Source organism: Alkalihalophilus sp. As8PL, assembly GCF_040939795.1.
GTDB classification, from domain to species: Bacteria; Bacillota; Bacilli; order Bacillales; family Bacillaceae_D; genus Alkalihalophilus; species Alkalihalophilus lindianensis.
The window spans coordinates 3,561,186-3,583,956 of sequence record NZ_CP162551.1 but is presented as its reverse complement, the minus strand read 5'-3'; the positions used below and the strand labels follow the sequence as shown (position 1 = coordinate 3,583,956).

Genomic DNA, 22,771 nt, shown 5'->3' with positions numbered 1-22,771 from the left:
TTTATTCAGAAAATCTAGTTATTTCGAAAGATTTCTTGCTTTTTTTTGAAAATTAATTAAAAAAGGACGTTTTAACGTGATAAATTTCGACAAAACCAATCGACAATTACTTACATCTGCTTGTCTCTCTTGTAATGACCCCCACTTTAGTAGACCTCTTGAAGAATCACCACATGTTGGATGTTGTTCATATAGCCCTGAGTTCTCGCTCTTTGAATTATCAAAAATTGCTACCGACGATTCTTCCTTTTTCTTTGATCTAGTAAATCAAGAATCAAACACAGTAAATGATTATACGATCCGAGTAAATGCTTGGATTCACCCTGCTTATCAAAAGCACGCTAACCATTTGAAACGATCGACGATTGAACAAGAAGATCTTAAAATCTCCTATTCTATTTGTCGATTTTTCAAAGAGAATCAAGGGTGTACATTAAAGCCTTCTTTCAAAAATGCAGTGTGCAGATCCTTTATTTGCTCTACGGTTGAAGATCGTTTATCTACTGATGAGAAAAGTCATTTACTAGAATGGGTGCAAGATATACAATCTGAAGCTACTTCCTTTCATCGCAAACATGAAACGATCCTTAAAGAGCGTAGGATGTCATTAAAAGAACATCCTAATCAAGTCTTTTCCTATTTAAAAGCACTCACATACTAAACAGCATCATTTTAAATTGAAGCTACCCTTAAATTGGATGGCTTAATTTGTTGACGTATGATACAAGATCCTTTAGTCTATTCATATCCTATTAAACAACTAAGAATTAGAGGTGTTTCAAATGAGTTTACAAGTCAAACAGAATCAACTTCAAGCAAACTCGCTAGAACACCCAACATTACCGCCTACTCAGACGATCTTAGTAGCGGTAGGGATTACAATAGCGATTTTGTTAAGTGTAGCTACTTTTACCATCGCAGATATGAATCTACTCATTCAACTGTGGCTTGGTCTATTACTAGGCTTCACCTTATTTCATGCACGCTTTGGTTTCACTTCGGCTTTTCGGAGATTAATGTCAGTCGGGAATGGTGAAGGTCTGCGTGCTCACATGCTGATGTTGGCTATTGCTTCTACCTTATTTGCACCGATTTTAGCTTATGGCATTAGCTTTTTCGGACATGAACCAACAGGGTTTGTTTCCCCAGTAGGAGTTAGCCTATTAGTTGGTGCGTTTGTATTTGGCATCGGCATGCAACTTGGCGGAGGTTGCGCCTCTGGTACCCTTTATTCTGCCGGTGGCGGGCGTTCTTCCATGTTTATTACCCTTTTTGGGTTTATCGTCGGCTCTGTGATCGGAGCGGCTCATTTTGATTTTTGGATGAATGATACACCAAGCTTACCAGCGATATCGCTTGCTACTGATACAGGACTCGGATACGGTGGTGCTTGGTTGTTACAATTACTTATATTTGCAGGAATCATTGCGATAACGTACTATATTCAACGTAAGAAAAACCCACCGAAAATGGCAGCTGTCCCATCAGCAATTGGGATAAAGCGAGTCATTCGTGGATCATGGCCACTTTTAGTTGCAGCTGTTGTGTTAGCCGTATTAAATGCTGTGACTCTTTTAGTAAGAGGGCAACCATGGGGCATCACGAGTGCTTTTGCCTTATGGGGATCAAAAGCAGCTCAATTTATTGGAATTGACGTGGCAAGCTGGGGCTACTGGTCAGGGGATAGAGCACAAGAATTAAATCAATCCGTTTTTCTTGATTCAACAAGTGTAATGAACTTTGGAATCATGACTGGCGCTTTACTGGCAGCAACCGCAGGTGGTGTGTATGCCTTAAAAAGAATTCCACCTAAACTGATCATCGCTTCATTGATTGGTGGGATTATGATGGGGTATGGCGCTCGTCTTGCTTTTGGCTGTAATATTGGTGCTTACTTTAGCGGTGTCGCTTCATTCAGTCTCCATGGTTGGGTGTGGGCGGTCATGGCTCTAGCAGGTACCTACGTAGCTCTTTACTTACGACCATTATTTGGGTTATCTGTACCGAAACCAACTGATTCAAGCTGTTAAAAAAACGAAAGGCAAGGTAGCTATATAAGCTACCTTGCCTTTTTTACAGATTCGGTAAACCACTCTATCAACTGTTCTTTTTCGTTCTCTGTGAATTGGAATAATGGTGAATCGCAACCCTCTTCCCTTAAGATCACTTGAAGAACCTCCCCTTCAGGGTTCGTAATGAGTAAGGCTTCGGGGTCGACTAAATCACTTGGTATATTATCCCCTTCAAATGCAACAACATGATGCATCCACAATTGAAGCTCGTACGTTTCAACTAATTTTAAATCTGTAAATTTAGCTTCTGTGTATTTTTCAAACGTTAAATCAATCATATGTAAATAACCCTTTCTTATCGCTCATCTAGGTACGAAGAAAAACAGTTTATACACTACTGCTAATCGTAGTGTATAAACTTATCTGCAATAAATCCAATCTTTTTTACATAGGAAAGGATGCCACACTTTCATGCGACATCCTTCTTTTGCTTAGAATGAATTGCGAATTGTAACTTCTTCTAGTGGCTTTCTTGCTGAGCGGTGAGCTGGCATAGCAGCTTTCCCTACAGTTAATAACATAACCGGTGTGAAACGGTCAGGTACATTAAAAGACTTTACAAACGCATCGCGGTTAAAGCCACCCATTGGGCAAGTGTCATAACCCTTTGCTTTAGCTGCTAACATTAGTTGCATAGCTGCAAGCGATGCATTTAAAACCGCTTCATCACGAGGGAAAGGGGTATCGCCCTCGTATGCTTGGTTGATTTGGCCGACTAATGTATCTTTAATTTGTTCAGTCATAAAACCATTTTCTACCGCTGCACCATAAACAGCATCAGCTTCTTTATTCGCTTCTAAATCTCCTAATACAGCAATTGTAACGGAGCTATCCACAATTTGCTTTTGGTTATAAGCAATTGGCAATAATTCTTCTTTTTTCTTTTGATCGTCTATGACTAAAAAGCGCCAGTGTTGCAAGTTCCATGAAGAAGGCGCCATTGCTGCCGCTTCTAAGATAGCTGTTAAATCCTCTTCAGGCATTTCATATCCAGCTTCGTATTTTCTAACCGAATGTCGTTCTTCTATTGTTTGAAATAAGCCAAGTTCTTCTTGGTGTGTAGTACCATGCATGTGAAACTCTCCTTTATAACCATATTACCTATATTTTAGCGAAGGCTTCATCAAGCTGTAAAACAATATGCTTCAAATGAAGCGAGATTGAGTCTTATGTCCCTGTTTTTCATGTATTCCATACTGATTAGACTATTCAAATTGATCTGTTGCTTGTAACGGCATGAGCCTATTTCTAAAACCGGTAAGAAGAAACAATAACCTTGCTCTTCTTAGCCTTTAGGTTGCACGAACTGTTACGTCTACATTCCATTTTTTATCACCAATACTTAGTAGCCCAATCAGTTGTAAAAGATCATAAAATGGGACACACTATAACCAAATCACTCGGAAGGATGAGATCAATGGAATACACCCTACAAAGTATCGAATGTACAGACCCTTGTGCTGTGACGGTTGACCCTGAAAATGGTATCTATACGATTAAAACATTTGATACTAGTGGAAGACAATTTAATGAGCCAATGGAGCTGGTTGCTTGGATTAAAAAAAACTGGAAACCCCAACAATTCGAGGATCCCAGTGAGTATCAGAAGTTATTAAGAGCAATTGATGAAGAAATCAATTAAAGTGATACGTAGACCATTATTTCTTAAATACCATCATGTACCAACCGCCTTCTTTTACAACAGGCGTTGTTTTCTTAAATTTAAACCCTGCAGCTTTGGCATATTGTTTTAATTCACGTTCTGAAGGCACAGGGTACATATTTTCATGCGCGGACATAAAGCTATTAAACGCCGAAGCAAAGGCTTGACCATGTTTTGATTGAACGAGTGGAGAAATCACAATTAGCGTCCCCTTTTTCCCAACAATTTTACTAGAACGCTCAAACAATTCTGCTCGATCTTCTTTTGAGAAATAATAGAGGAGATTATTCATCATCACAAGATCAAACTCTTCATCTGATTCATACTCTTTAATATCCCCTGAGATGATTTCTATATTACTATCCTTCACTTCTTCTTGAGCTTTCTTTGCGACTTGCTCGTCTGCTTCAAGCCCTTTTAATCGTAACTTAGGTTTCTTGACTTGGATTCGTTTTAAATAACCACCATACGCGCATCCAATATCAAAAATTGATTTTACACGGTCTTTTTTCACGACATCTAATACTTTAGGAAAAGCAATCGTCTCTAGTAGGGCAGATGTTTGGGCAACCGTGTCGCCATAGTCAGCTTCAAAGAAGTTAACCTCTTTTCCTTGCATCAAATCACGATAAGATAACATCGTAGGAATATGTAATTCCATCATTTCTTTTATTAAGATTCCTACGGAAGAATCACTGTCCTTTGATACATATTTCACAAGTGATCGTTTAGGTTTGATGATGCCTTTGCGGTTTTGTTTTAAGTGGCCAAGAACTAAGCCAACATCAACCCAGCGCTGTAAGAGATCTTGATTTAAGTTATGTGATAGTGCCACTTCTTCTACAGCAGCACCTTTTTTAAAGTGTTTAAATAAATCTAAACTATACCCAAGGTGAGCATGCCAAGTTGGCAAAAATGGTTCGTTTCGTTTCATCCACTTTCTAGCATTCCATAGTCGTCTGTATTCTGTAAGTTGCATGCTATTCACCTCTTTTTATTATATCTCCACGGATAATCGTCTTCTTTGCTAAATAAGTACTTGTTGATGACGTTCTCAGATAACTGTCTTTTCCCTAAGCCTAGTGCTGATAAACCATCAATGACGCCAAACTTCCACAATCCTACTCCGGCAATGTTCAACATTTGTTTATCATGCAAACGTCTATTGTTAGCTAAGCGCTTAATCGCTTTAATACGTAATTTTTGAGAAAGATTACCAGACAAGTTGTAGACGAGTGCAGATTGATGACTAAGCCATGATAAATATTCAACCCTCTCTTTTCTCACACGTTCAAACCACTTTAACTGTGTGTAGTCACCTTCAAGTTGATGTTGATACATCCATGCAATTAAATCACCTAATGTATCCGCATCCTGGATCGCTAAGTTCATTCCTTCGCCCGCCATCGGGTGAACACTATGAGCTGCATCACCAATAACAATTACATTCCCTTCAACATAATGAGAAACAGTATGCCTTACCGGGATCATTAATTGAATGTCTTTCCATGATCCAACCTGATCAACAAAGCCTTCAAGATCAGGCTTCAACTCTTTATATGCTCGATAAAAAGCCTCTAAGCCTTCCTCCTTCATTTCCTTATATTCACCTTCACGTATGAGCAATACTGAACGAACTTCATTGTTTGGCAATGGGAATAAGCCAAGGAAACGTTCGTGATTGCCAATCATTTCACCGTGCACAAGCGTAGGAGGTGAAGGAAACGTAACCGTTAGAAATTGATGTGAATAAGAGTGTTTTTTTAGTGGAATGTCGACGGAATTGCGAACTTTAGACCCTCTTCCTTCTGCCCCAACAATCAAATTAGCTTGAATACTTATTTCTTCTTTACCTTGTTTCACAATGACTTCATGATCGGATTGTTTTCTTAAAAAAGTGGCTGGTTGCAATAGTTGGAACTCACCATATTTACTTGCTTCTTCTAACAAGATTTCTTTTAAGCAATTATGCGGAATCATGGCCGCTGTATTAATAGGTGTTTGTAAGGTTGTATAGTCCATTACCACTTCAAGCAGTGGCTCGTTTTTTTCATTTAATTCTTTTGTAATGATTTTCTCAAGAGGTCTTATCTCTTTTGCAATTTTAGGATAGATTCCTAGTTGTTCGAAAATGCATAGGGTCTTCGGTTGCAGTAATTCACCTTTGTAGACATTGCCCATCCCTTTTTGGCGCTCTACAACGATGACGCTTACACCTTCTTTCACTAGACGAAGAGCGAGACTTAATCCAGCTACGCCTCCACCTGCAATGAACACGTCGGTTTTCATTTTATTCACCACCTGTTTCCTTCTTTATTCCCATAGAAATTAAGAATAAAACAACATATGAATGACTTTAGTAGAAGTATTATGGGAAGTTGTCGAAAATTGTTTTCTATAGATCTGTTTTTGTTTATAATTGATTGAACTGAATTGTTAGTAAAAAGGATGGCTGAATGTGCGAAAATTTCTTATGTTCTTATTCTTTACAGCATTTATTGTACTGATTGTAGCTGTATGGTCATTTGAGAAAAATGATCAAGTAAAACAAATCACCTATAAAACGTTGATAGGACAGCATCATATACCTGAAAAATACCTTCCAATCTATAAAGAAGCAGCCGAAGAGTATGAAGTCCCATGGGAGCTTTTAGCATCCGTTCATCGAGTAGAAACAATTTTCTCTACAATGGACCCACTCATTAGTCCTGTTGGTGCAGTTGGCCATTTTCAGTTTATGCCAAGAACATGGGTTGGCTGGAGCTATCCTGGTGGAGATCTCGGTCAAATTGAGGATAAGATTGATATCACAGATATTGATCTGATTGAAGAACATCGAGGGTATGGAGTAGATGCCACGGGAAACGGGAAAGCTGATCCGTTTGATCTCTATGACTCTGCCTATTCTGCTGCTAGATACTTAGCCGATCACGGTGCTAGTGAAGGAGATTACGAGAGAGCTTTATTTGCTTACAATCAAAGCAATGAATATGTGAGCCAAGTGATGAAGTTTTTCGACTCCTACAATGATCATTATGAGTTAGTTTCCTTACCTTTCGCCTATGATTAATAAATAAGCAGAGAGCTCAGTAGCTCTCTGCTTATTTTTGTTCATACTTTACTTTCGTTTTGTCCTGAAATTCAATTTCAAGTTCGAATTTTTTGATCGACTCCTTCTCTAGGTCTAAATAAGCAAGTATGTCATCCACAGTAGTATCGTCTACTGTACCACTTGATAAAGAAATTTCATCTAAAAAGGCTTCTACAAACTGAACAGCTTCTTTTCCTTTTAGTTCCCTTTTCTTGTCTTTACCCTCTTCTTTGTCTTTTTCTTTACCCTTTTCTTTATGTACTGCTCTCTCGTCTTTTACTTTTGCTTTTGGATTCTTTTTCTTCCCTTCATATTCAATCTCTAATTCACCCTGGTCACCAGTAAATTCGATTTCCAATTCAAAATCTTTAATGCCACTCGCCAACAAACTAATGGGTGGTACTTCTTTTGTTTCTTCCTTTGAAGGTTCATTTTCATTTACAGTAGGAGATTGATCCTCTGATAGCTCTTCCGTTTGGGTTTCTTGGTTAGGTGCTGTAGCATGAGCGAAGTCTTCTCGTTCCGTCTCTTCTAATTCACTCTCTTCTACAATCATCTCGATACGTTCATTGTCTGATTCGCTGTTCTCTTCAGTAGCCAGATCACGTGTGGAAATCGGGGTTTCATTCTCAATCGTTATTTCGTTTACTGGTTCAGTTCTTTCGTTATCGTTGTATGTAACAGGTTCTGATTTCTCATTCCCTTGGTTACAACCAACTAGTAGGAATAAGCCGCACATACTAACGATGCATATGGATTTCAAATGTGTTCACCTCTTCATTACATAAGCTTTATATCGTAGCCACTTTACCACAGGTTGAGGTCTTATTCTAGAGTTTTTGTTCATAAGATGAAGAAACGTCATGTCCAAGGAGCTGACTGAATGGGCTTTATTCTTCTTATCTTTCTAGCGTTACTCGTCAGTATCGATGGTTTTGTCATTGGCTTTATGTTTGGGTTAAAACGTATTAAAATTCCTCTGATCGTCCTTCTGCTCATCTCCATTTTCTCTGCTTTTGTTATCTTTTTTTCAATGGGTGTAGGACGTGTGTTGGGGGAAGTGATTCCTTCTTCTTTCATTCAAACCTTGGCGGGGGTCTTAATGATTTCAGTAGGAATCTATAATTTATTTAATGATCTCCCCTTATATAGACGATCGTATTTTGTCATCATAGCTTTGTTAATGAATGTTGATAGTGTTGGGTACGGGGTTCAAGCAGGATTAGCGGAGCGCCCCTTCTGGTTCGCTCCGCTAGCAGGTATCCTTTTAATGTTTGCGTTGATTTTCGGAATAATTCACGGGCATGAAACAAAAAACCCATTTGTGCTTCGTTATGTTGCCGCTCTTCCAGGACTATTGTTTATCTGCCTTGGAATGATGAAGCTTCTGTTCTAAAACTAGATCATTCTCTCTCCACGATTTTAAAGTGACCGAATCCCATCTACATCATATACATGTATCAATGCCTATAACCTATAAAAGGAGCAATGTTATGATGGAGCAGAACAATAATAAATGTATAAACGAAATAGGATTAACGAATGAACCTGTTCTCATTCAATCGGTCATATGTTCAAAAGAAGTTAAACTTATTGCATATACTAAAACCAATTTAAAAGTAAAAGATCATGATCAAATACAATTTGTCCCGGATTTAAAAACAACGGAGATCACTGGAACATTGTTGCATGATCTTATTATTTTACAAGGATTTATTAAGGGAAGTATTTTAGTCAATAACCGTTGCATAAAACAAATAACTTTGGCTTTTCAAGAAGAAATCTGCTGTGAAGATGTTTGTCCGGGGGATACGCTAAAAAAAACAAGTCCGCTCTTGAAAGGCATAGTACCTCCTCAAATCATTCCATGTGAAGAGGCCGGTTATTCTCAAGTCATTTTCAAAGTCATATTAGGCATACAAATAACCGTTATTAGAGAAAAAATTGGCAAAGTGGCAGTTACTATAATCGGCGATGTAGATAAAAACGGCTGTAAAACTTCCACCACCCCTCCTCAAATTATTTGTTATCAAGAAGCTGAAAAGCCAAAAAAACCAAAAGACCCTAAAAGAAAAAAAGAAGAGGACAAATGTAGAAAGGAAACAAAGTTCGAGGAATCATCATGTTTTTCTATTCACAAAAAGAAAAAATATGATTTTTAACTTTAATCCTTTTCATCAGGATTAAATCACCAATTTTGATTAATTAGTATTAAAGTCTAGAGCACGTCCCCCCTCTTCTTAATAGGATGTAGAGATTCATTTAATAGAACAAAAAATGAATCAAATACTATTAATCTATTAAGGAGAGGATCAAATGGATTTTCATTGTAATCAACACAAGAATCTAGGAGATTTATGTTGTGGGAAAGAAGCATACCACAAACCAGCACAACCAAGCATTGAGTGCTTGAAAGTAAATTCAGTGATTTGTACGAAGTCTGTGCAGAAAGTAGCTGAGTTACGTTTGCCTACTGTTGAATTAGGTATTGGTGATGATATCGACTTAGCTTTAATCTCTTTTTCAAATGTAACTGCTAATCCGAATGGAATTGTAATGAGAGGAACTTTAATTGATGGGAAAGTTGTTAACTCTGGATATGTACCTGTAACAGCAACTATTAATATTGCTGGAGTAGATACTCCAATTGAAGTACAGCTTAACCTTCCTTTTCAAGCGGAAACAGAGTGTCCAGGAGCTTGTGTAGGAGACGATTTACAAGAAACAGTACCAGTAATTGAAGCCGTTCTTCCACCGGTAATTACACCAGGTATTACTGTAGCAGGGGCTCTATCCCTATCATCTATTACGTTTAAAGTTATCATTAGAACGCAAATTACTGTTTCTCGTGAGAAATTAGTTCAAGCTGGTGTAACAGTGCTTGGCGATATTAACCCGGATCGTTGTACAACGTTGCAACCTACTATGCCTACTTCTAGAACGGTTACTTTCTACAACGGAAATGGTAACGGCTAATTAGCTAATTAAAAAAGAGACTAGTAACAAGTCTCTTTTTTAATATATTATCAGGATACTCTTTCATTCATAAATGCTGATCTAACTCTATTTGTAAGTATGAGATGAAAAATAGAAACTATCATCATCGCTATCCCTACAAATTGATACGTAAAACGAATCGACTCTTGGTTTGCGATCATTCCAACTGCGTCAAGTACAATCGGTGAAGAAAATTGACCCAAAAACAGCATACTCGTAACTAAAGCCATTGCTTGAACCGTCTGTACCCTAGGAACTTCTCTTGATACCCGGTCAAATACAGTCGGCATGATCACACCAAAACCAAATCCCATCAAGCCTACTCCCACTGCTAAGAATAAGAGATTAGTAGTGAATCCAATGATCAGAAATCCACTCGCCATCAGCACAAGCTGACTAGGGATGACAAATATTTTTAATAGCTGATTCACTTTACGTAACACCATTCCTGCAACTAAACCAAATGCTGTGGCAATCGCAATAACCATACCAGCTAATTGTGAAGAGCCAAGCCCCTCTTGATTCAAATAAAGTGCCATATTAGTCGGAATCGAGTAAAAGGCTAAGACAAGAAAAAACATTCCAGCACCTAATACATATAATTTTTTTGGTAACGGAGCTAATGTCGTACCAACCGGAATATGTTCCGGACTTCTTTTAGGAAGGAAAAAGAAAACTACGATCGCCACAATGAGTGCCACCAAGTATACACTAAAAGTGATACGCCAGCTTAAGGCAGCAAGTAAGCCAGAAGATAAGAAGAGAACAATTCCACCAAAGTTATTCGCAGCGCTTACTTGACCCATTGTTGCTGTTCGTTCTTCCCCGTCAAAGAAATCAGCTACAAGGGATGTGGAGATTGGCATCAAAAATCCTACTCCAATTCCTAGAATAGCACGACAAACTAATAACCACTCAATCGTGGGAACAAGGCCACCACCTACTCCACCGATCACATAAAAAAAGATCCCAATAAATACAAGCGTTTTCTTTGTCATCTTTCTCGTTAAGTAACTAGATAGAAAGGTAAATGGAATAATCATGACAGATGGTAAGGTCATGATTAATTTAATCGTTGTTTCACTTGCATCTGGAAAAGCAACCGATATATCTGCCAATGCAGGAGCAACAGCAGCCCCCGCCATTACTGTTAATAATGAAATGGAGAGAATAGCCATTTTCAAAAGTGACTTATTCATGAAGTTCCTTCTTTCTATCTAATTGGTCAAATACCGTTCTCGTAACTGAGTGCGTTTTTGCTACCCTCTTTAATACACTCTTCGTCACTAGTAATTCTTCTTCTGAAACATCACTTGTAACTTGATCCAAAGTTTCTTCGACAATTGAGACTAATTGACTTCTTAAATGCTTACCGTGCTCTGTTAAATAAATACGTTTGCACCTAGCATCTTTTGTGTCTGCTACTCGCACAATTAATTCACGCTTTAACATATTTTGTATCAATCGTGACATACTCGGCTGATCTTTCCCGGTACGTTGCGCTAGTTCATATTGACTTAACCCTTCTTGTTCCCACAATTGAACAAGAATCGTCCAATGCTCTGTCGTGACGTCATAGCCACTTTCTGTAATATTACGTTGCAATTGATTCATCAAGGCTCTTCCTGCCATTGCGACTAAAAAACCAAGTGAATCATCTAATTGATAGTTAGACATCCTTATACTCCTCTTCCCATCTATCTCTTTATCTTATTTCATCATTAAATACTTGTTTATGCAAGTAATTTGCAAATAAGAACACCCACCATAGTTGATGGGTGTATATCGCTTAACGATTATCAATCGTTTCTGGGTACAAATCATGATTCATAAGACGGTATTCAGCCATTTTTTCAAATTTCGTTCCAGGCTTTCCGTAATTTGTGTAAGGGTCAATCGAAATTCCGCCACGTGGCGTGAATTTGCCCCATACTTCGATGTAGCGTGGGTCCATTAATTCAATCAAATCATTCATGATAATATTCATACAATCTTCATGAAAATCTCCGTGGTTTCTGAAGCTAAATAAGTAGAGCTTAAGTGATTTACTTTCGACCATTCGCTCACCAGGGATGTAGCTAATGTAAATCGTCGCGAAATCAGGCTGTCCTGTTTTTGGACACAACGACGTGAATTCTGGACAATTAAACTTTACAAAATAATCACGATTAGGATGCTGATTATCAAAAGCTTCCAGGATTTTAGGATTGTACTCAAAGTCGTACGTCGTGCCTTGATTTCCTAACAATGTAACGCCTTCTAAATCTTCATCTTTACGACCACTCATTGAACATCCTCCTTATACCCCTCGCTTGTTGCCCCATACCAATGTATGGAGCTGCGGAAGTACTTTTACGTCATTTAATTCAGGTGATTCGACTGCTTTATCTATTAGCCATTCGTATCGCTCAAGTAAACGAGAGAGAAGCGAATCGTTCTCTACAGTATCTACTTCGTCATTTCCTACTTGAAGGTACATTGGCACTTCAGGATACCTGTTATGGATCTTCTCTGCATACTGAAGATCCTCTTCATTGAAAATAACAACTTTCAAACTGCTATTATAATCTTTCAGACGCTCGATATAAGTATCTAACTTATCAAAATCTGTTTCCATTTTAGAGCTTGGTGGTTTAGGAGAGATTGTGACATCATCCACATCCTTCATCCAATCTTGCCAAATGGACCCTTGAGTTTCCACTGCGGTTTTAATGCCACGTTCTTTTAGCATGCTAACTAATTCACCAATTCCTTGATGAATTGCTGGATTTCCTCCTGAGATCGTCACATGAGAAAAGCGGTCTCCACCAATTTCGTTTAGCTGAGATACGATCTCCTCAGCTGATAACAACGTACTTTTACCCGTTCCATCCCACGTAAAGCTTGAGTCGCACCAAGAGCATCGATAATCACAGCCTCCTGTGCGAACAAACATCGTCTTTTGACCAATTACCATTCCCTCACCTTGAATCGTGGGGCCAAACACTTCCATTACCGGTATGCGTTTCATTTTAAGTCCTCCGGTTTCGGGCGGTAGACGACATAACTTGTAGGTGTTTCACGGACAAGAACTTGCAAGCATTTTGGTTGATTGGTCAATGTATTAAGGTGAGTTTGAACCGTTTCCCAAATTTGCTTAGCTACGACTTCTGTTGTTGGGCTTACATCTTTATATTCCGAATGATCATTTAATAAGGAATGATCATATCGTTTATGAATCAATGTTTTAATATCTTTAAAGTTAATCAGGAATCCGGTTGAGTCAAGCTCATCTCCGGCAATCGTTACATTAATAAAATAGGTGTGTCCATGTGTATATTGACAAGCTCCAGCCTGTTCATCATTAATAAAATGAGCGGCTGCTAAATGCATGTCTTTATTTAATTCAAAACGAAAGGTATGCGGGACTTGAGGATAGAATTGTTGAAGCATTACTCATCACCTGCTACTTTCGCTTCTAAATAATCATTTAATCCTTTATTACGTAACACACAAGACGGACACTCGCCACACCCATCCCCGATCACTCCATTGTAACAAGTGAGTGTTTTTTCTCTAATAAAAGAGAGCGCACCAAGGTCATCGGCTAGTTTCCATGTTTGTTCTTTGTTTAGCCACATTAACGGTGTATGAATGACAAATTGCTCATCCATCGATAAGTTTAACGTCACATTCAGTGATTTCACAAAAATATCGCGACAGTCCGGGTATCCACTGAAATCTGTTTCACACACACCCGTAATGACATGCTTTGCTCCAATTTGCTTGGCGTAGATCGCAGCAAAAGATAAGAATAGTAAGTTACGTCCTTCTACAAACGTAGAAGGTAATTCCCCATCTTCTCCTTCTTTCACCTCAATATCAGAACGTGTAAGAGCATTTGCCGATAGTTGATTAATCAGCCCCATGTCTAACACATGAAATGAAACGCCTAGTTCAGAAGCAATCTCTCTAGCACATTCAATTTCCTTTGAATGTCTTTGACCATAATCAAACGTCACGGTTGCTACTTCTTTAAATTCTTTTAGGGCCCAAAATAAACATGTTGTGCTATCTTGTCCGCCACTAAATACAACGACTGCTTTATCTTGTTTCATTACTCTGGTTCCCCCTTCACGATTGAAGAAGAACGAGCATTCGAAAAACTCCTCGCACCCTTATTGAGTACGATGCTAAAAGCCGTAGCTCATTTTTTAGTTGAGGCACGGCTCCGTTCTCATATTGATAAATTACCCTACAAAGGTACATTCTATAGATGAGAAACGAAAGAAAACCACATCAAGCAGATGCCGTTTGCCTTATAGTTTTTTATAGAGGGAGTTTGCGAACCTCTTTCACGATTAGCGTGAATGTTTCTTCTTACTTACTTTTAGCGTTTACTATCTTACCATAAAACGCATGAGAGTGCTCATTCTTTTCAACCAGTCATAATGTTGGTAAAATAGGGAAGAGTGAAAAAATACATATATGAAATGAGGATGACATTGATGACAACCTTTCAAGAAAATCTTGAGAAATACGCAGAGCTTGCTGTTAAGGTAGGCGTAAACATCCAACCTGGGCAAACGCTTGTCGTTCGTACCCCACTTACAGCCGTCAATCTTGTAAGACTAGTCGCTAAAAAAGCATACGAGGCGGGAGCTAAGCATGTCCAAGTCGAGTGGGCGGATGAAGAAATTACAAAATTGAAATTTGAGCTTGCACCTGATGATGCTTTTAACGAGTATCCAGAGTGGATTGCTAAAGGATATGAGGAATTAGCAAGCAATGGAGCTGCTTTTTTAAGCATTACAGGATCTAACCCTGACCTTTTAAAAGATGCTGACCCAGAGCGAGTTTCAAATGCAAACAAAGCAAGCGGTAAAGCGATGGCAGGTTTCCGCTCATACATTATGGCTGACAAAATCAGCTGGTCAATTGTTGCTGCACCATCAAAAGAATGGGCTGAAAAGGTGTTTCCAGATGCTAAAGGTGAGGATGCAATTCAACAACTCTGGGATGCTATCTTTGCTGCTACCCGAATTCATAACGAGGACCCTGTAGCGGATTGGAAGACACATCTTGCAACACTGGATGAAAAGATGGTTGCATTAAATGAAAAACATTACGAAGCTCTACACTACACAGCAGAAGGTACCGACTTAACAATTGAACTACCTGAAACCCACCTATGGGTTAGTGGTGGTAGCACGAATAAAGATGGTGTAGACTTTGTTGCAAACATGCCGACTGAAGAAGTGTTTACTTCAGCTAAGAAAACAGGTGTCAATGGAACCGTCTCTAGCACGAAGCCATTAAATTATGGTGGAACCGTTATTGATAACTTCTCTCTTACATTTAAAGATGGGAAAGTGGTTGACTTTAAAGCAGAACAAGGCGAACAAACACTGCAACGTCTTCTCGATTCGGATGATGGTGCGCGTTACATTGGAGAAGTCGCACTTGTGCCGCATAAATCACCGATTTCTGATACGAACATTCTTTTCTATAACACACTATTTGATGAAAATGCATCCAATCACCTCGCTATTGGTAGTGCTTATGCATTCTGCATCGAAGGTGGAAAAGAAATGGATAAAGAAGAACTTGAGAAAAACGGCTTAAATACAAGTAACACACATGTTGATTTCATGATCGGTTCAGCAAAGATGAATATTGACGGGATTACAAAAGACGGTAAGCGTGAGCCAGTCTTCCGTGATGGCAACTGGGCGTTTTAATTAAAAAAAGCTGATGAGATATCCTCTCATCAGCTTTTTTCTATAGTTCTTCTTTTACCGTCACTTTTACTTTAGGTTCATTCTTTCTTGCTTTCTTCGCTTTACGTAAGTAATACGCAAGAGCAACTCCACGTACAAAGCCTTTTAAATTCTTTTGGCGTCCTACTTCCGTTCCTCTTTTAACGTCATCCATTTTTGCACCTGTATAATCGGCTAACGTTTCCGTTAAATGATGCGTAGCTTGTCCCGCATCTTCTACCACATCAAAGATCGGATCTAACTTACTCACTTTGTGGTTGACGTCCATTAATGTTTCATTGGCATTATACAAAACAAGTTTCGTTTCACTCGTAATGTCATCCAAACTTTTCTCTGCTTGAGAGATTGTTTTTGCCGTGTTATCTAATGTTTCCGTCAACTTTTTTAATACAGGAACGAGTAAACCGACTAATACGGCAAATCCAATCGCTAAAATTAATACACCAATACCTAACCAATCCATATGTATCACCTCTTCTAATAGTTTAACCTTTACGGTTGTTCACGATACTGATCGACCATTTCTAAAAATTCAGCAACCCACTCACCAATGATCGGCAGTGAAATCATTTGGGTTAAAATAAATATGAGCACACCAATAAATATAGCTGTTCCAATTGTTAACCCAACCCCCCTTGCCATACCAGCTAGCAAGTTAACTTTAATCACTTCTTTTTTGTTTGTAAAATGATAAGCCATATCTTTTAAACGTCCATTGGTGGTCATATCCTCTAGCTTGTCTAATAACTTCTCGAACCGTTCATTCTCATCATGACGCTTTTCGTCATCCCGGTGCTTAGGAGGAAGCTTCCTTTGTTCTTGTTCTTTTTTCAGACCCATCGTAACCCCTCCCTTCAGTAATCGTTCATCTTTTGTCTTAGTAACACATACCCTTCTATATGTTGAAATAAACCAAAAAACCCCTCTACGCTCTATTTAGCGAGAGAGAGGTTTCATTTACGCCCACTTACGATCTTGTGTAAAGGAGATCGTAAGCCACTGTGTATAACCGATACCCTTCATTTGGTGGTCCATTTCTTCACGAATGAGATCATGTTCTTTAACTGTTTGCGCGTTTGAAGAAGCATCCAGGATAAAGTCAATTTCAATATATAATTTCTCTCCTACTTTAGAAGTTCGAGTGACTGACTCAACAAATTGATATTTTTGCTCCATCTCTTTAACCAACTGATGAATATGGGATTGAATTTGAGGGGCAGGCGACATTTCGAGTACTTCACGTACATGGTCGCGAATCATCACATATGGTAACTTTAAACAATAAAGAGAAACAAGTAAGACCATTAACGGGTCAATATACACCACATAATAAACGTACTTTGTATAAGTTAGCAGGGTAGCAAAAAGAAAGCCTAGTAATACCGCTACACTTAAAAGGGTATCCATTAACCATTGCTTCTGTTCTGCTTCTATAAAGCCTGATTGACTATTTCTAGCTCTTTTTGTAAGGAAGAACAATACGACTAAACAACCAAGCGTTGAAAGTACAGAATAAGCTAATGCATATCCAGGTGCAACCTCTCTCCCTCCGTTTAGAAGATCGTAACCTGAAGAAATCAATGCGACAACACATAGTAAAAGGATAACCACATACTTAGCTATAATTATGATCGGTTCAATGACTTCTTTACCGAAAGGGAATCGTTTTTCATCTCTTTTTTTAATGTAGGTCGCTCCTAGTAACGATAAAAGGGACAAAACCACACTAATAAAGGAATATCCCCCATCAAATAAAATCATCTGAGAATCAATCATCAATCCCCAGACCACACCGATTACAGCAAATAGGAGCGCACCATATACTGATAACATTAATACGCCTTTTTCACTCATTTTAGCACCTCGTTATATTTATTATGACTGAACGTCAGTCATTTTTAGATTGTGCTAAGCTAATGAATCTCATCAGCTTATTGCACGTTTAATAAAATGATATAAATCTTGTTTATATAAATTCAATTCTTCGTCTTTTTTCGGTTCATCCGTTAAGAAATAATTTTCTGCCGATTGTTCGATTAATCCTACAATAAAAATGGCTTGATGAGCAATCGACTTCCGTTGAGGTATTTCTTTTGCAGCGATGGCCTTCTCTAATTTCTTTTCAAGCCACAGGTAATATGGTCGATAAATATCTTCCCAACGTTGAAAAGAATCGTAGTAAGCAATGCCAGAATAACAAAATTTGATTACTTCTTTATTCCTGTCAGTCAATTTAAATGTCTGTTCGATTAACACCTCAATAATTCGGTCAATCGAATCGTTCTCTTGCACTTCACCTTTTATAAGCCCTAATTGTTCTTCTAGTATCCGCTCGGCAATAGCGGGGACAATCGCCCCTTTTGAATCAAAATACAAATAAAAGGTCCCTTGAGCGACCCCAGCATGCTTGACGATTTGCGAGATCGAAGCCTTTTCAAACCCTTTCTCTTTCATTTGTTCAAATGCTGCATTTAAGATTAGTTCATATTTCGTTTCTTGTTTTTTATTCATTAACGCCTCCAAAAACGACTGACTGTCATTCATTTTTATTATAGACTATTCCTCTTCTCTTTTCAATAGAACGGCTTTTGCATCCATTCTGTTAGAAATGATGAATGATGCACATACTACCCGTAAAAGGAGGTTGTTCTTATGAGTTCGCCTTATTTGTGTCCTAGTTGTAAAACAAACCGTTCTCGCTTTAACTTAATTCAGCAAGTGGCAACACCTGTTAAACTGAACCCCCAAGATGGATCATTAATAGAGCAATACAGTCAAGATAAACTTGACCCCTTTCATACTCCGTACCGTGGTCCAGAATTAAAGGTTCAATGTGGCTCATGTGGATTGATTGAAGATGAAAGAATGTTCATCAAACGTGCACAAGCATAGAAAAAAGCGAAGCCGTTGCTTCGCTTTTTATTGTGTAAATGGGATCATAGAAAGTGCTTGCCTGCCTAATAAGAAGCTTCCAATCGCATAAGCTTCGGCCTCTTCACGAAAGTGGTTCGATTGTTCTACCCCGTCATATACATGGAGGTGATATGGTTCATATTGTGGTGATTCGTGAAAAACTTGGTTAAGAAATGTTGCTGTTTGGTTTAACCCGTGATTCCCACGATACATGACTTCATAAAATGAAATGAATCCATGCATCACTCCATTATAACGCAGTGCTCGAACAGCTACCCCGTGCTCAGCCAAACGCTTTGCGTACGCTTCTCCCTCATCTCTCAAAGGATCAAATTCTGCCGTTATGACAAGCGCAGGAGGCATTTTGTATAAATGCTCAGCTTCTAGTGGAGATGTGTACGGAAGAGCCCATGTATTCTCATCAGGTGTATATGAATCTCTAGCCCTCATCATCACATTTCTAGAAAGGAGGTAATATCCACTATCATATACACCTCTTGAATCAAATTCAACATCTTGAAATGTAGTTAGAGGGTACAACAGCGCTTGTGCAGCAACCTCTGGCCCCTTACGATCTCTAGCCATTAATGAAACAACCGTTGCTAAGTTTCCTCCAGCACTATCTCCAACTACAGCGATTTTAGATGGATCTCCACCGAATTCCTCAGCATGGTCATATGCCCATACTAAAGCATCATAACTATCTTCAATTGCAGCTGGAAATGGGTGTTCAGGTGCTACACGATATCCAACAGCAATCACAATACTTTTCGTTCTTGCAGCAAGTGTTCGCACGATATTATCATGAGTATTAATATCCCCATAGCCTTTCATAAAGGCTCCACCATGATAATAAAGAATGACTGGATGCTTTTCCCCTTGAATAGGTCGATACATTCTTGCCTCTATCTCACTACCATCACTCACCGGAATGGCTAGCTCTTCTCTTGTAAAAGTAGGACTCCCACTTTGCACGAAAAATTTAGGTGGTTTCATATCCGATGTAACTAAGTTGTGATGAACAGCATGCAGGAGAACAGCTGTTTTTGGAGGAACTTTACCTGCTTCAGTATACGTCCACACATGCACAGATAAAACAACGATCAATGCTAACATATTCAGCGTGAGAACAGTAATTAATAGACCATATTTCAATTTATGAAAAACGGAAGGCATGAAGCACGCTCCTTTTAACTGACTTTTTCAATTCTTTTGTTTTATTATATCAGAAAAAAGTATATATTTACTATAATTTTTCATAATTATTTTATATTTTTACATAATTAGTACATAATTGTACATAACATGCGTTGATCTATTATATGATGATTGTCCCCAAAGAGTGAAAAGACCCTACTATATGTTTATAGTAGGGTTGTTCTCACTTATTCCAGTTTTCTTTAATAAATTCGTCTCTGCCGGATTTTTTTCGGTCAAGTTTATATTCTTCTTTATGTGTTTTATAAAATTTTTGATGCTTCTCTTCAGCAAGGTAAAACGTTTTAGCAGGCAAAATCTCTGTCACAATCGTCTTTTTAAAGCGACCACTTTTTTCAATTTCAGTTTTTGTAGCTTCAGCTTGGACCCTTTGTTGCTCTGTGTAATAAAAAATAGCTGTACGGTATTGTGAGCCTCGGTCCTGAAATTGTCCATGCGGATCAGTTGGATCTATTTGTGGCCAATAAAGTGATAGTAACTTCTCATAAGAAAAGAGATCAGGATCATATGTAATTTGTACGACTTCATAATGTCCAGTCTCACCTGACTTTACTTGTTGATACGTCGGATTATCGATCTCTCCCCCACTATAGCCTGACAACACTTCAAGAATGCCAGGTTGTTCATCAAATGGCTGCACCATACACCAAAAACACCCTCCAGCAAACATTGCCTTCTCTCTTTTTTGAGACATCAGCACACCTACTTCCACTTATTGTTGTAGTAGTATAGCACAAACTTTAGACAATCCTCACTTAAACTGCTCATTATTTATTGTCTAAGAGCTTGATAAGTGCTTTTTCTTTCGCTTTGGCTTCAAGCATAATATCAACTTTTTGATCTCCAAGAAGAATAAGCATTCTTTCAAAATCTTCTTCTCGAATGTAATCTGCATGGGCTGGGTCATTCTCTGCTTTCTTCCCAGAACTAAGGTGCATTTTGGGTCGAAGTGCGGTGTGCTTCCATGTAGAAAGAACTTCTTCGATGATGAGTTCTAATTCGCTCAAAGACCGATTGAAGCATAATTCATGATGAAGATCAAAACAGATTGGCACACCGCATTGATCATGGATTGAGAGCACATCACGACTATGAAACGTTTTATCATCATTTTCTAACCTGAGTAGAGAACGAACTTTATCTGAAAGTGTTAAATAGGATTTGATAAAAGCCTCTTTAGCTGCTTCTTTATCTCCATATGCCCCACCTGTATGAATAATCATATCACTTCCACCAATCCGTTCTAAAAAGTCGGCATGGTATTCTAAGTCTTTTATTGCATTTTCAACGACATGTTCTTTTGGCGAATTTAGAATCGTATATTGTCCAGGATGCATGGATAGGCGTAAGCCATGTGCTTTTTGGAGCTCTAAGATTTCCGAAAGATTCATTTTTACCTCTTCATCATCTTGCCAGCTCCACGTCATTTTTGAATGAGTGGCAAAAGGAACCATATCACTACTCACCCTAAAAAAAGTAATATTGTTCTCAATGTTCCACTCAATGACTTGCTTCAGCATAGCGATATTTGCTAATGTTAATTCCTTAATTTTTTCCATTCCTTCTTTCTCCATGGTTTTGAGACGACATGTGCGAAATCGAGTAGGGATCGTCATATTTTGGCAGGCATAACCGATCTTCATTACTTTCACCCCTCTTCTCTATTAGCCTCCTATTTTCTCAATTGACTCAACCTTTTATGAAATAGGCAAACACATAACAGATGTGACTGCATAGGATGATATTGATATTAAAATTAGAGGAGGACCTATTAAAATGAATAACCAAAATGATTATCAAGTCCCTCAAATGATCAGTTCTGTTGACCCTTATGTCGTACAAACGCTTCAATCTGTCATGGGTGCTGATGTGGTCATTGAAACAACTCGCGGAAATGTTCGTGGAACGGTGGCCGATGTTAAGCCTGACCATGTTGTCATAGAATCTAGCTCTTCTACCTTTTTTGTGCGTATTCAACAAATTGTGTGGATCATGCCAACCTAATTAGGCGGAACGAAGATCTTCTCCGAGTGTGTGAGAAGATCTTTTTTATGGAACAGATTAACACCCCAGCATAGGATGAAATAAATTCCAATTATTGGTGATGTCGATGAAAAAGAAAATCCTTATTTTTTGTGACCCTGGTATTGATGACACGATTGCGCTTATTTATGCTTTCTCAAATCCTGAACTAGAGGTAGTAGGAATTGTTGCTGAATATGGCAATACAAGTCGGCACTTTGCCCTACGTAATGTTCAGTACTTATTGGAATTATTGGGACGTACAGATGTACCTGTGTTCTCAGGCGCAGAACGGGCGTTAAATGGAGAAGACCCTGTATTGCAACCGACCATTCACGGTGATTATGGTCTTGGACCCTTCACACCCCCTAATTCAGAGGATCTGCTAAAAGAGAATTTTCATGAGATCATACCTATACTCATCAAACATAAAAGCGATCTTACAATTGTCACACTAGGCCGCTTAACGACTCTTGCGACTCTTTTTCTTCTTTACCCTAATTTGATGAGAGCAATCAATGATTATTATGTAATGGGAGGCGCTTTTTTTGTACCGGGTAATGTTACGCCTGTTGCAGAAGCCAATATTTATGGCGACCCGATTGCAGCTCATATTGTGATGAAATTCGCTAAAAATGTCACCTTATTTCCTCTTAATATAACCGATCATATTTTTATTACACCTGAACTTGCGAAACAACTAGATGTGCCTGGATGTGGAGATATCTTATACCCAATTCTTGATTTCTATTACGAATTTTATAAAACACAAATTCCTGATATTGAAGGAAGTCCTATTCATGATTTAATTCCAATGATCGCTTTAACAAACAGCGACTGGTTTACGTATCAAAACTATTTGATTTACGTCCAAGAACAAACTGGTATTGCTAGGGGCTTAACCATTGCTGACATGCGACCTTATGAAACACTCCCCCCGGCACCCATACACCGTGTTGCGACCCAAATGAATGATTCCTTTTTTGAAGAACACCTCATTAAGATCATGACAAAAGCCAGCAGATAGTTAATCTGC

29 protein-coding genes and 1 riboswitch are annotated in these 22,771 nt (G+C 38.5%); of the genes, 11 read left to right on the top strand and 18 right to left on the bottom strand.

The annotated features are described in order from the left end of the window. The first annotated feature begins 76 nt into the window (after positions 1–76). Together AB3N04_RS19650 and AB3N04_RS19645 are read left to right on the top strand one after the other, a co-directional pair. Entirely contained in the window at positions 77–661 is a 585-nt protein-coding gene (locus AB3N04_RS19650) for a hypothetical protein (protein ID WP_368504242.1), read from the top strand. A gap of 121 nt (positions 662–782) precedes the next feature. Continuing rightward, positions 783–2,030 carry a YeeE/YedE family protein gene (locus AB3N04_RS19645; RefSeq protein WP_368504241.1) on the top strand — a complete coding sequence of 416 codons (1,248 nt, stop codon included), beginning with the start codon at positions 783–785 and terminating at the stop codon, positions 2,028–2,030. Between the two features lie 29 nt (positions 2,031–2,059). Here AB3N04_RS19645 and AB3N04_RS19640 read toward each other — a convergent pair whose 3' ends face one another. Together AB3N04_RS19640 and AB3N04_RS19635 are read right to left on the bottom strand one after the other, a co-directional pair. Further along, positions 2,060–2,350 (bottom strand): hypothetical protein, encoded by a 291-nt coding sequence (locus AB3N04_RS19640; protein ID WP_368504239.1) that lies wholly within the window; start codon positions 2,348–2,350, stop codon positions 2,060–2,062. Between the two features lie 153 nt (positions 2,351–2,503). Further along, positions 2,504–3,145, bottom strand: a complete 642-nt coding sequence (locus tag AB3N04_RS19635) for a nitroreductase family protein (protein WP_368504238.1) — start codon at positions 3,143–3,145, stop codon at positions 2,504–2,506. 344 nt (positions 3,146–3,489) lie between these two features. Between AB3N04_RS19635 and AB3N04_RS19630 the strand changes: the two genes are divergently transcribed. Next, positions 3,490–3,714 carry a hypothetical protein gene (locus AB3N04_RS19630; RefSeq protein WP_368504237.1) on the top strand — a complete coding sequence of 75 codons (225 nt, stop codon included), beginning with the start codon at positions 3,490–3,492 and terminating at the stop codon, positions 3,712–3,714. Between the two features lie 16 nt (positions 3,715–3,730). Here AB3N04_RS19630 and AB3N04_RS19625 read toward each other — a convergent pair whose 3' ends face one another. Together AB3N04_RS19625 and AB3N04_RS19620 are read right to left on the bottom strand one after the other, a co-directional pair. Continuing rightward, complete coding sequence (locus tag AB3N04_RS19625) at positions 3,731–4,714, bottom strand: trans-aconitate 2-methyltransferase (RefSeq protein WP_368504236.1); 984 nt, start codon at positions 4,712–4,714, stop codon at positions 3,731–3,733. Positions 4,715–4,719: 5 nt separating this feature from the next. Next, entirely contained in the window at positions 4,720–6,024 is a 1,305-nt protein-coding gene (locus AB3N04_RS19620; protein WP_368504235.1) for an FAD-dependent monooxygenase, read from the bottom strand. Between the two features lie 169 nt (positions 6,025–6,193). On the opposite strand from AB3N04_RS19620, the gene AB3N04_RS19615 reads away from it, so the two are divergent. Continuing rightward, positions 6,194–6,805, top strand: a complete 612-nt coding sequence (locus AB3N04_RS19615; protein WP_368504234.1) for a lytic transglycosylase domain-containing protein — start codon at positions 6,194–6,196, stop codon at positions 6,803–6,805. 31 nt (positions 6,806–6,836) lie between these two features. Here the strand turns inward: AB3N04_RS19615 and AB3N04_RS19610 are convergent, their stop codons facing one another. Continuing rightward, a complete protein-coding gene (locus AB3N04_RS19610; protein ID WP_368504233.1) occupies positions 6,837–7,589 on the bottom strand; it encodes a YusW family protein in 753 nt (250 codons plus the stop codon). 120 nt (positions 7,590–7,709) lie between these two features. Between AB3N04_RS19610 and AB3N04_RS19605 the strand changes: the two genes are divergently transcribed. The 3 genes from AB3N04_RS19605 to AB3N04_RS19595 all read left to right on the top strand — a co-directional run bounded on the left by AB3N04_RS19605 (position 7,710) and on the right by AB3N04_RS19595 (position 9,802). Continuing rightward, a complete protein-coding gene (locus tag AB3N04_RS19605) occupies positions 7,710–8,222 on the top strand; it encodes a hypothetical protein (RefSeq protein WP_368504232.1) in 513 nt (170 codons plus the stop codon). Positions 8,223–8,319: 97 nt separating this feature from the next. After that, positions 8,320–8,988 carry a hypothetical protein gene (locus tag AB3N04_RS19600; RefSeq protein WP_368504231.1) on the top strand — a complete coding sequence of 223 codons (669 nt, stop codon included), beginning with the start codon at positions 8,320–8,322 and terminating at the stop codon, positions 8,986–8,988. A gap of 154 nt (positions 8,989–9,142) precedes the next feature. Beyond that, on the top strand, positions 9,143–9,802 hold the full coding sequence (locus AB3N04_RS19595) for a hypothetical protein (protein WP_368504230.1): 660 nt from the start codon (positions 9,143–9,145) through the stop codon (positions 9,800–9,802). A gap of 50 nt (positions 9,803–9,852) precedes the next feature. Here the strand turns inward: AB3N04_RS19595 and AB3N04_RS19590 are convergent, their stop codons facing one another. From AB3N04_RS19590 to queC, 6 genes are all read right to left on the bottom strand, one after another. Then, on the bottom strand, positions 9,853–11,022 hold the full coding sequence (locus tag AB3N04_RS19590; RefSeq protein WP_368504229.1) for an MFS transporter: 1,170 nt from the start codon (positions 11,020–11,022) through the stop codon (positions 9,853–9,855). Next, a complete protein-coding gene (locus tag AB3N04_RS19585) occupies positions 11,015–11,500 on the bottom strand; it encodes a MarR family winged helix-turn-helix transcriptional regulator (RefSeq protein ID WP_368504228.1) in 486 nt (161 codons plus the stop codon). Before AB3N04_RS19585 ends, AB3N04_RS19590 begins: the two co-directional genes overlap by 8 nt. A gap of 112 nt (positions 11,501–11,612) precedes the next feature. Continuing rightward, entirely contained in the window at positions 11,613–12,110 is a 498-nt protein-coding gene (gene queF / locus AB3N04_RS19580) for a preQ(1) synthase (RefSeq protein ID WP_368504227.1), read from the bottom strand. 12 nt (positions 12,111–12,122) lie between these two features. Beyond that, complete coding sequence (gene queE, locus AB3N04_RS19575) at positions 12,123–12,833, bottom strand: 7-carboxy-7-deazaguanine synthase QueE (RefSeq protein WP_368504226.1); 711 nt, start codon at positions 12,831–12,833, stop codon at positions 12,123–12,125. After that, a complete protein-coding gene (queD, locus tag AB3N04_RS19570) occupies positions 12,830–13,255 on the bottom strand; it encodes a 6-carboxytetrahydropterin synthase QueD (RefSeq protein WP_368504225.1) in 426 nt (141 codons plus the stop codon). The genes queE and queD overlap by 4 nt, the downstream gene beginning before the upstream one ends. Next, positions 13,255–13,920: a 7-cyano-7-deazaguanine synthase QueC gene (gene queC, locus AB3N04_RS19565; RefSeq protein WP_368504224.1), complete on the bottom strand. Its 666-nt coding sequence runs from the start codon at positions 13,918–13,920 to the stop codon at positions 13,255–13,257. Before queC ends, queD begins: the two co-directional genes overlap by 1 nt. Before the next feature lie 197 nt (positions 13,921–14,117). Further along, a riboswitch (PreQ1 riboswitch) is annotated at positions 14,118–14,161 on the bottom strand. A gap of 149 nt (positions 14,162–14,310) precedes the next feature. Between queC and AB3N04_RS19560 the strand changes: the two genes are divergently transcribed. Then, the gene (locus AB3N04_RS19560) at positions 14,311–15,543 is read left to right on the top strand and encodes an aminopeptidase (protein ID WP_368504223.1); all 1,233 of its coding nucleotides are present in this window, start codon (positions 14,311–14,313) and stop codon (positions 15,541–15,543) included. Between the two features lie 40 nt (positions 15,544–15,583). Here AB3N04_RS19560 and AB3N04_RS19555 read toward each other — a convergent pair whose 3' ends face one another. The 4 genes from AB3N04_RS19555 to AB3N04_RS19540 form a co-directional block, all read right to left on the bottom strand. Continuing rightward, positions 15,584–16,045 (bottom strand): DUF948 domain-containing protein, encoded by a 462-nt coding sequence (locus AB3N04_RS19555; protein ID WP_368504222.1) that lies wholly within the window; start codon positions 16,043–16,045, stop codon positions 15,584–15,586. Between the two features lie 29 nt (positions 16,046–16,074). Continuing rightward, positions 16,075–16,422: a DUF5665 domain-containing protein gene (locus AB3N04_RS19550; protein ID WP_368504221.1), complete on the bottom strand. Its 348-nt coding sequence runs from the start codon at positions 16,420–16,422 to the stop codon at positions 16,075–16,077. Between the two features lie 117 nt (positions 16,423–16,539). After that, positions 16,540–17,436: a cation diffusion facilitator family transporter gene (locus AB3N04_RS19545; RefSeq protein ID WP_368504220.1), complete on the bottom strand. Its 897-nt coding sequence runs from the start codon at positions 17,434–17,436 to the stop codon at positions 16,540–16,542. A 72-nt stretch (positions 17,437–17,508) separates the two neighbouring features. Further along, positions 17,509–18,093, bottom strand: a complete 585-nt coding sequence (locus AB3N04_RS19540) for a TetR family transcriptional regulator (protein ID WP_368504219.1) — start codon at positions 18,091–18,093, stop codon at positions 17,509–17,511. A gap of 141 nt (positions 18,094–18,234) precedes the next feature. Between AB3N04_RS19540 and AB3N04_RS19535 the strand changes: the two genes are divergently transcribed. Next, the gene (locus AB3N04_RS19535) at positions 18,235–18,474 is read left to right on the top strand and encodes a DNA alkylation repair protein (protein WP_368504218.1); all 240 of its coding nucleotides are present in this window, start codon (positions 18,235–18,237) and stop codon (positions 18,472–18,474) included. A 27-nt stretch (positions 18,475–18,501) separates the two neighbouring features. Here the strand turns inward: AB3N04_RS19535 and AB3N04_RS19530 are convergent, their stop codons facing one another. From AB3N04_RS19530 to uvsE, 3 genes are all read right to left on the bottom strand, one after another. Then, complete coding sequence (locus AB3N04_RS19530; protein WP_368504217.1) at positions 18,502–19,671, bottom strand: alpha/beta hydrolase; 1,170 nt, start codon at positions 19,669–19,671, stop codon at positions 18,502–18,504. 205 nt (positions 19,672–19,876) lie between these two features. Continuing rightward, a complete protein-coding gene (msrA, locus tag AB3N04_RS19525) occupies positions 19,877–20,407 on the bottom strand; it encodes a peptide-methionine (S)-S-oxide reductase MsrA (protein ID WP_368504216.1) in 531 nt (176 codons plus the stop codon). Between the two features lie 73 nt (positions 20,408–20,480). Further along, complete coding sequence (uvsE, locus tag AB3N04_RS19520; protein ID WP_368504215.1) at positions 20,481–21,356, bottom strand: UV DNA damage repair endonuclease UvsE; 876 nt, start codon at positions 21,354–21,356, stop codon at positions 20,481–20,483. Between the two features lie 133 nt (positions 21,357–21,489). On the opposite strand from uvsE, the gene AB3N04_RS19515 reads away from it, so the two are divergent. Next, positions 21,490–21,717 (top strand): YuzF family protein, encoded by a 228-nt coding sequence (locus AB3N04_RS19515; RefSeq protein ID WP_317121124.1) that lies wholly within the window; start codon positions 21,490–21,492, stop codon positions 21,715–21,717. Positions 21,718–21,823: 106 nt separating this feature from the next. Next, entirely contained in the window at positions 21,824–22,762 is a 939-nt protein-coding gene (locus AB3N04_RS19510; RefSeq protein ID WP_368504214.1) for a nucleoside hydrolase, read from the top strand. The last annotated feature ends 9 nt before the right edge of the window (positions 22,763–22,771 follow it).

What these genes read in the sequence shown, in the direction of transcription:
- AB3N04_RS19645 (WP_368504241.1), top strand. Translation starts at nt 783, where the DNA reads ATGAGTTTACAAGTCAAACAGAATCAACTTCAAGCAAACTCGCTAGAA.
- AB3N04_RS19640 (WP_368504239.1), bottom strand. Translation starts at nt 2,350, where the DNA reads ATGATTGATTTAACGTTTGAAAAATACACAGAAGCTAAATTTACAGAT.
- AB3N04_RS19635 (WP_368504238.1), bottom strand. Translation starts at nt 3,145, where the DNA reads ATGCATGGTACTACACACCAAGAAGAACTTGGCTTATTTCAAACAATA.
- AB3N04_RS19630 (WP_368504237.1), top strand. Translation starts at nt 3,490, where the DNA reads ATGGAATACACCCTACAAAGTATCGAATGTACAGACCCTTGTGCTGTG.
- AB3N04_RS19625 (WP_368504236.1), bottom strand. Translation starts at nt 4,714, where the DNA reads ATGCAACTTACAGAATACAGACGACTATGGAATGCTAGAAAGTGGATG.
- AB3N04_RS19620 (WP_368504235.1), bottom strand. Translation starts at nt 6,024, where the DNA reads ATGAAAACCGACGTGTTCATTGCAGGTGGAGGCGTAGCTGGATTAAGT.
- AB3N04_RS19605 (WP_368504232.1), top strand. Translation starts at nt 7,710, where the DNA reads ATGGGCTTTATTCTTCTTATCTTTCTAGCGTTACTCGTCAGTATCGAT.
- AB3N04_RS19600 (WP_368504231.1), top strand. Translation starts at nt 8,320, where the DNA reads ATGATGGAGCAGAACAATAATAAATGTATAAACGAAATAGGATTAACG.
- AB3N04_RS19595 (WP_368504230.1), top strand. Translation starts at nt 9,143, where the DNA reads ATGGATTTTCATTGTAATCAACACAAGAATCTAGGAGATTTATGTTGT.
- AB3N04_RS19590 (WP_368504229.1), bottom strand. Translation starts at nt 11,022, where the DNA reads ATGAATAAGTCACTTTTGAAAATGGCTATTCTCTCCATTTCATTATTA.
- AB3N04_RS19585 (WP_368504228.1), bottom strand. Translation starts at nt 11,500, where the DNA reads ATGTCTAACTATCAATTAGATGATTCACTTGGTTTTTTAGTCGCAATG.
- queF (WP_368504227.1), bottom strand. Translation starts at nt 12,110, where the DNA reads ATGAGTGGTCGTAAAGATGAAGATTTAGAAGGCGTTACATTGTTAGGA.
- queE (WP_368504226.1), bottom strand. Translation starts at nt 12,833, where the DNA reads ATGAAACGCATACCGGTAATGGAAGTGTTTGGCCCCACGATTCAAGGT.
- queD (WP_368504225.1), bottom strand. Translation starts at nt 13,255, where the DNA reads ATGCTTCAACAATTCTATCCTCAAGTCCCGCATACCTTTCGTTTTGAA.
- queC (WP_368504224.1), bottom strand. Translation starts at nt 13,920, where the DNA reads ATGAAACAAGATAAAGCAGTCGTTGTATTTAGTGGCGGACAAGATAGC.
- AB3N04_RS19560 (WP_368504223.1), top strand. Translation starts at nt 14,311, where the DNA reads ATGACAACCTTTCAAGAAAATCTTGAGAAATACGCAGAGCTTGCTGTT.
- AB3N04_RS19555 (WP_368504222.1), bottom strand. Translation starts at nt 16,045, where the DNA reads ATGGATTGGTTAGGTATTGGTGTATTAATTTTAGCGATTGGATTTGCC.
- AB3N04_RS19550 (WP_368504221.1), bottom strand. Translation starts at nt 16,422, where the DNA reads ATGGGTCTGAAAAAAGAACAAGAACAAAGGAAGCTTCCTCCTAAGCAC.
- AB3N04_RS19545 (WP_368504220.1), bottom strand. Translation starts at nt 17,436, where the DNA reads ATGAGTGAAAAAGGCGTATTAATGTTATCAGTATATGGTGCGCTCCTA.
- AB3N04_RS19540 (WP_368504219.1), bottom strand. Translation starts at nt 18,093, where the DNA reads ATGAATAAAAAACAAGAAACGAAATATGAACTAATCTTAAATGCAGCA.
- AB3N04_RS19535 (WP_368504218.1), top strand. Translation starts at nt 18,235, where the DNA reads ATGAGTTCGCCTTATTTGTGTCCTAGTTGTAAAACAAACCGTTCTCGC.
- AB3N04_RS19530 (WP_368504217.1), bottom strand. Translation starts at nt 19,671, where the DNA reads ATGCCTTCCGTTTTTCATAAATTGAAATATGGTCTATTAATTACTGTT.
- msrA (WP_368504216.1), bottom strand. Translation starts at nt 20,407, where the DNA reads ATGTCTCAAAAAAGAGAGAAGGCAATGTTTGCTGGAGGGTGTTTTTGG.
- uvsE (WP_368504215.1), bottom strand. Translation starts at nt 21,356, where the DNA reads ATGAAGATCGGTTATGCCTGCCAAAATATGACGATCCCTACTCGATTT.
- AB3N04_RS19515 (WP_317121124.1), top strand. Translation starts at nt 21,490, where the DNA reads ATGAATAACCAAAATGATTATCAAGTCCCTCAAATGATCAGTTCTGTT.
- AB3N04_RS19510 (WP_368504214.1), top strand. Translation starts at nt 21,824, where the DNA reads ATGAAAAAGAAAATCCTTATTTTTTGTGACCCTGGTATTGATGACACG.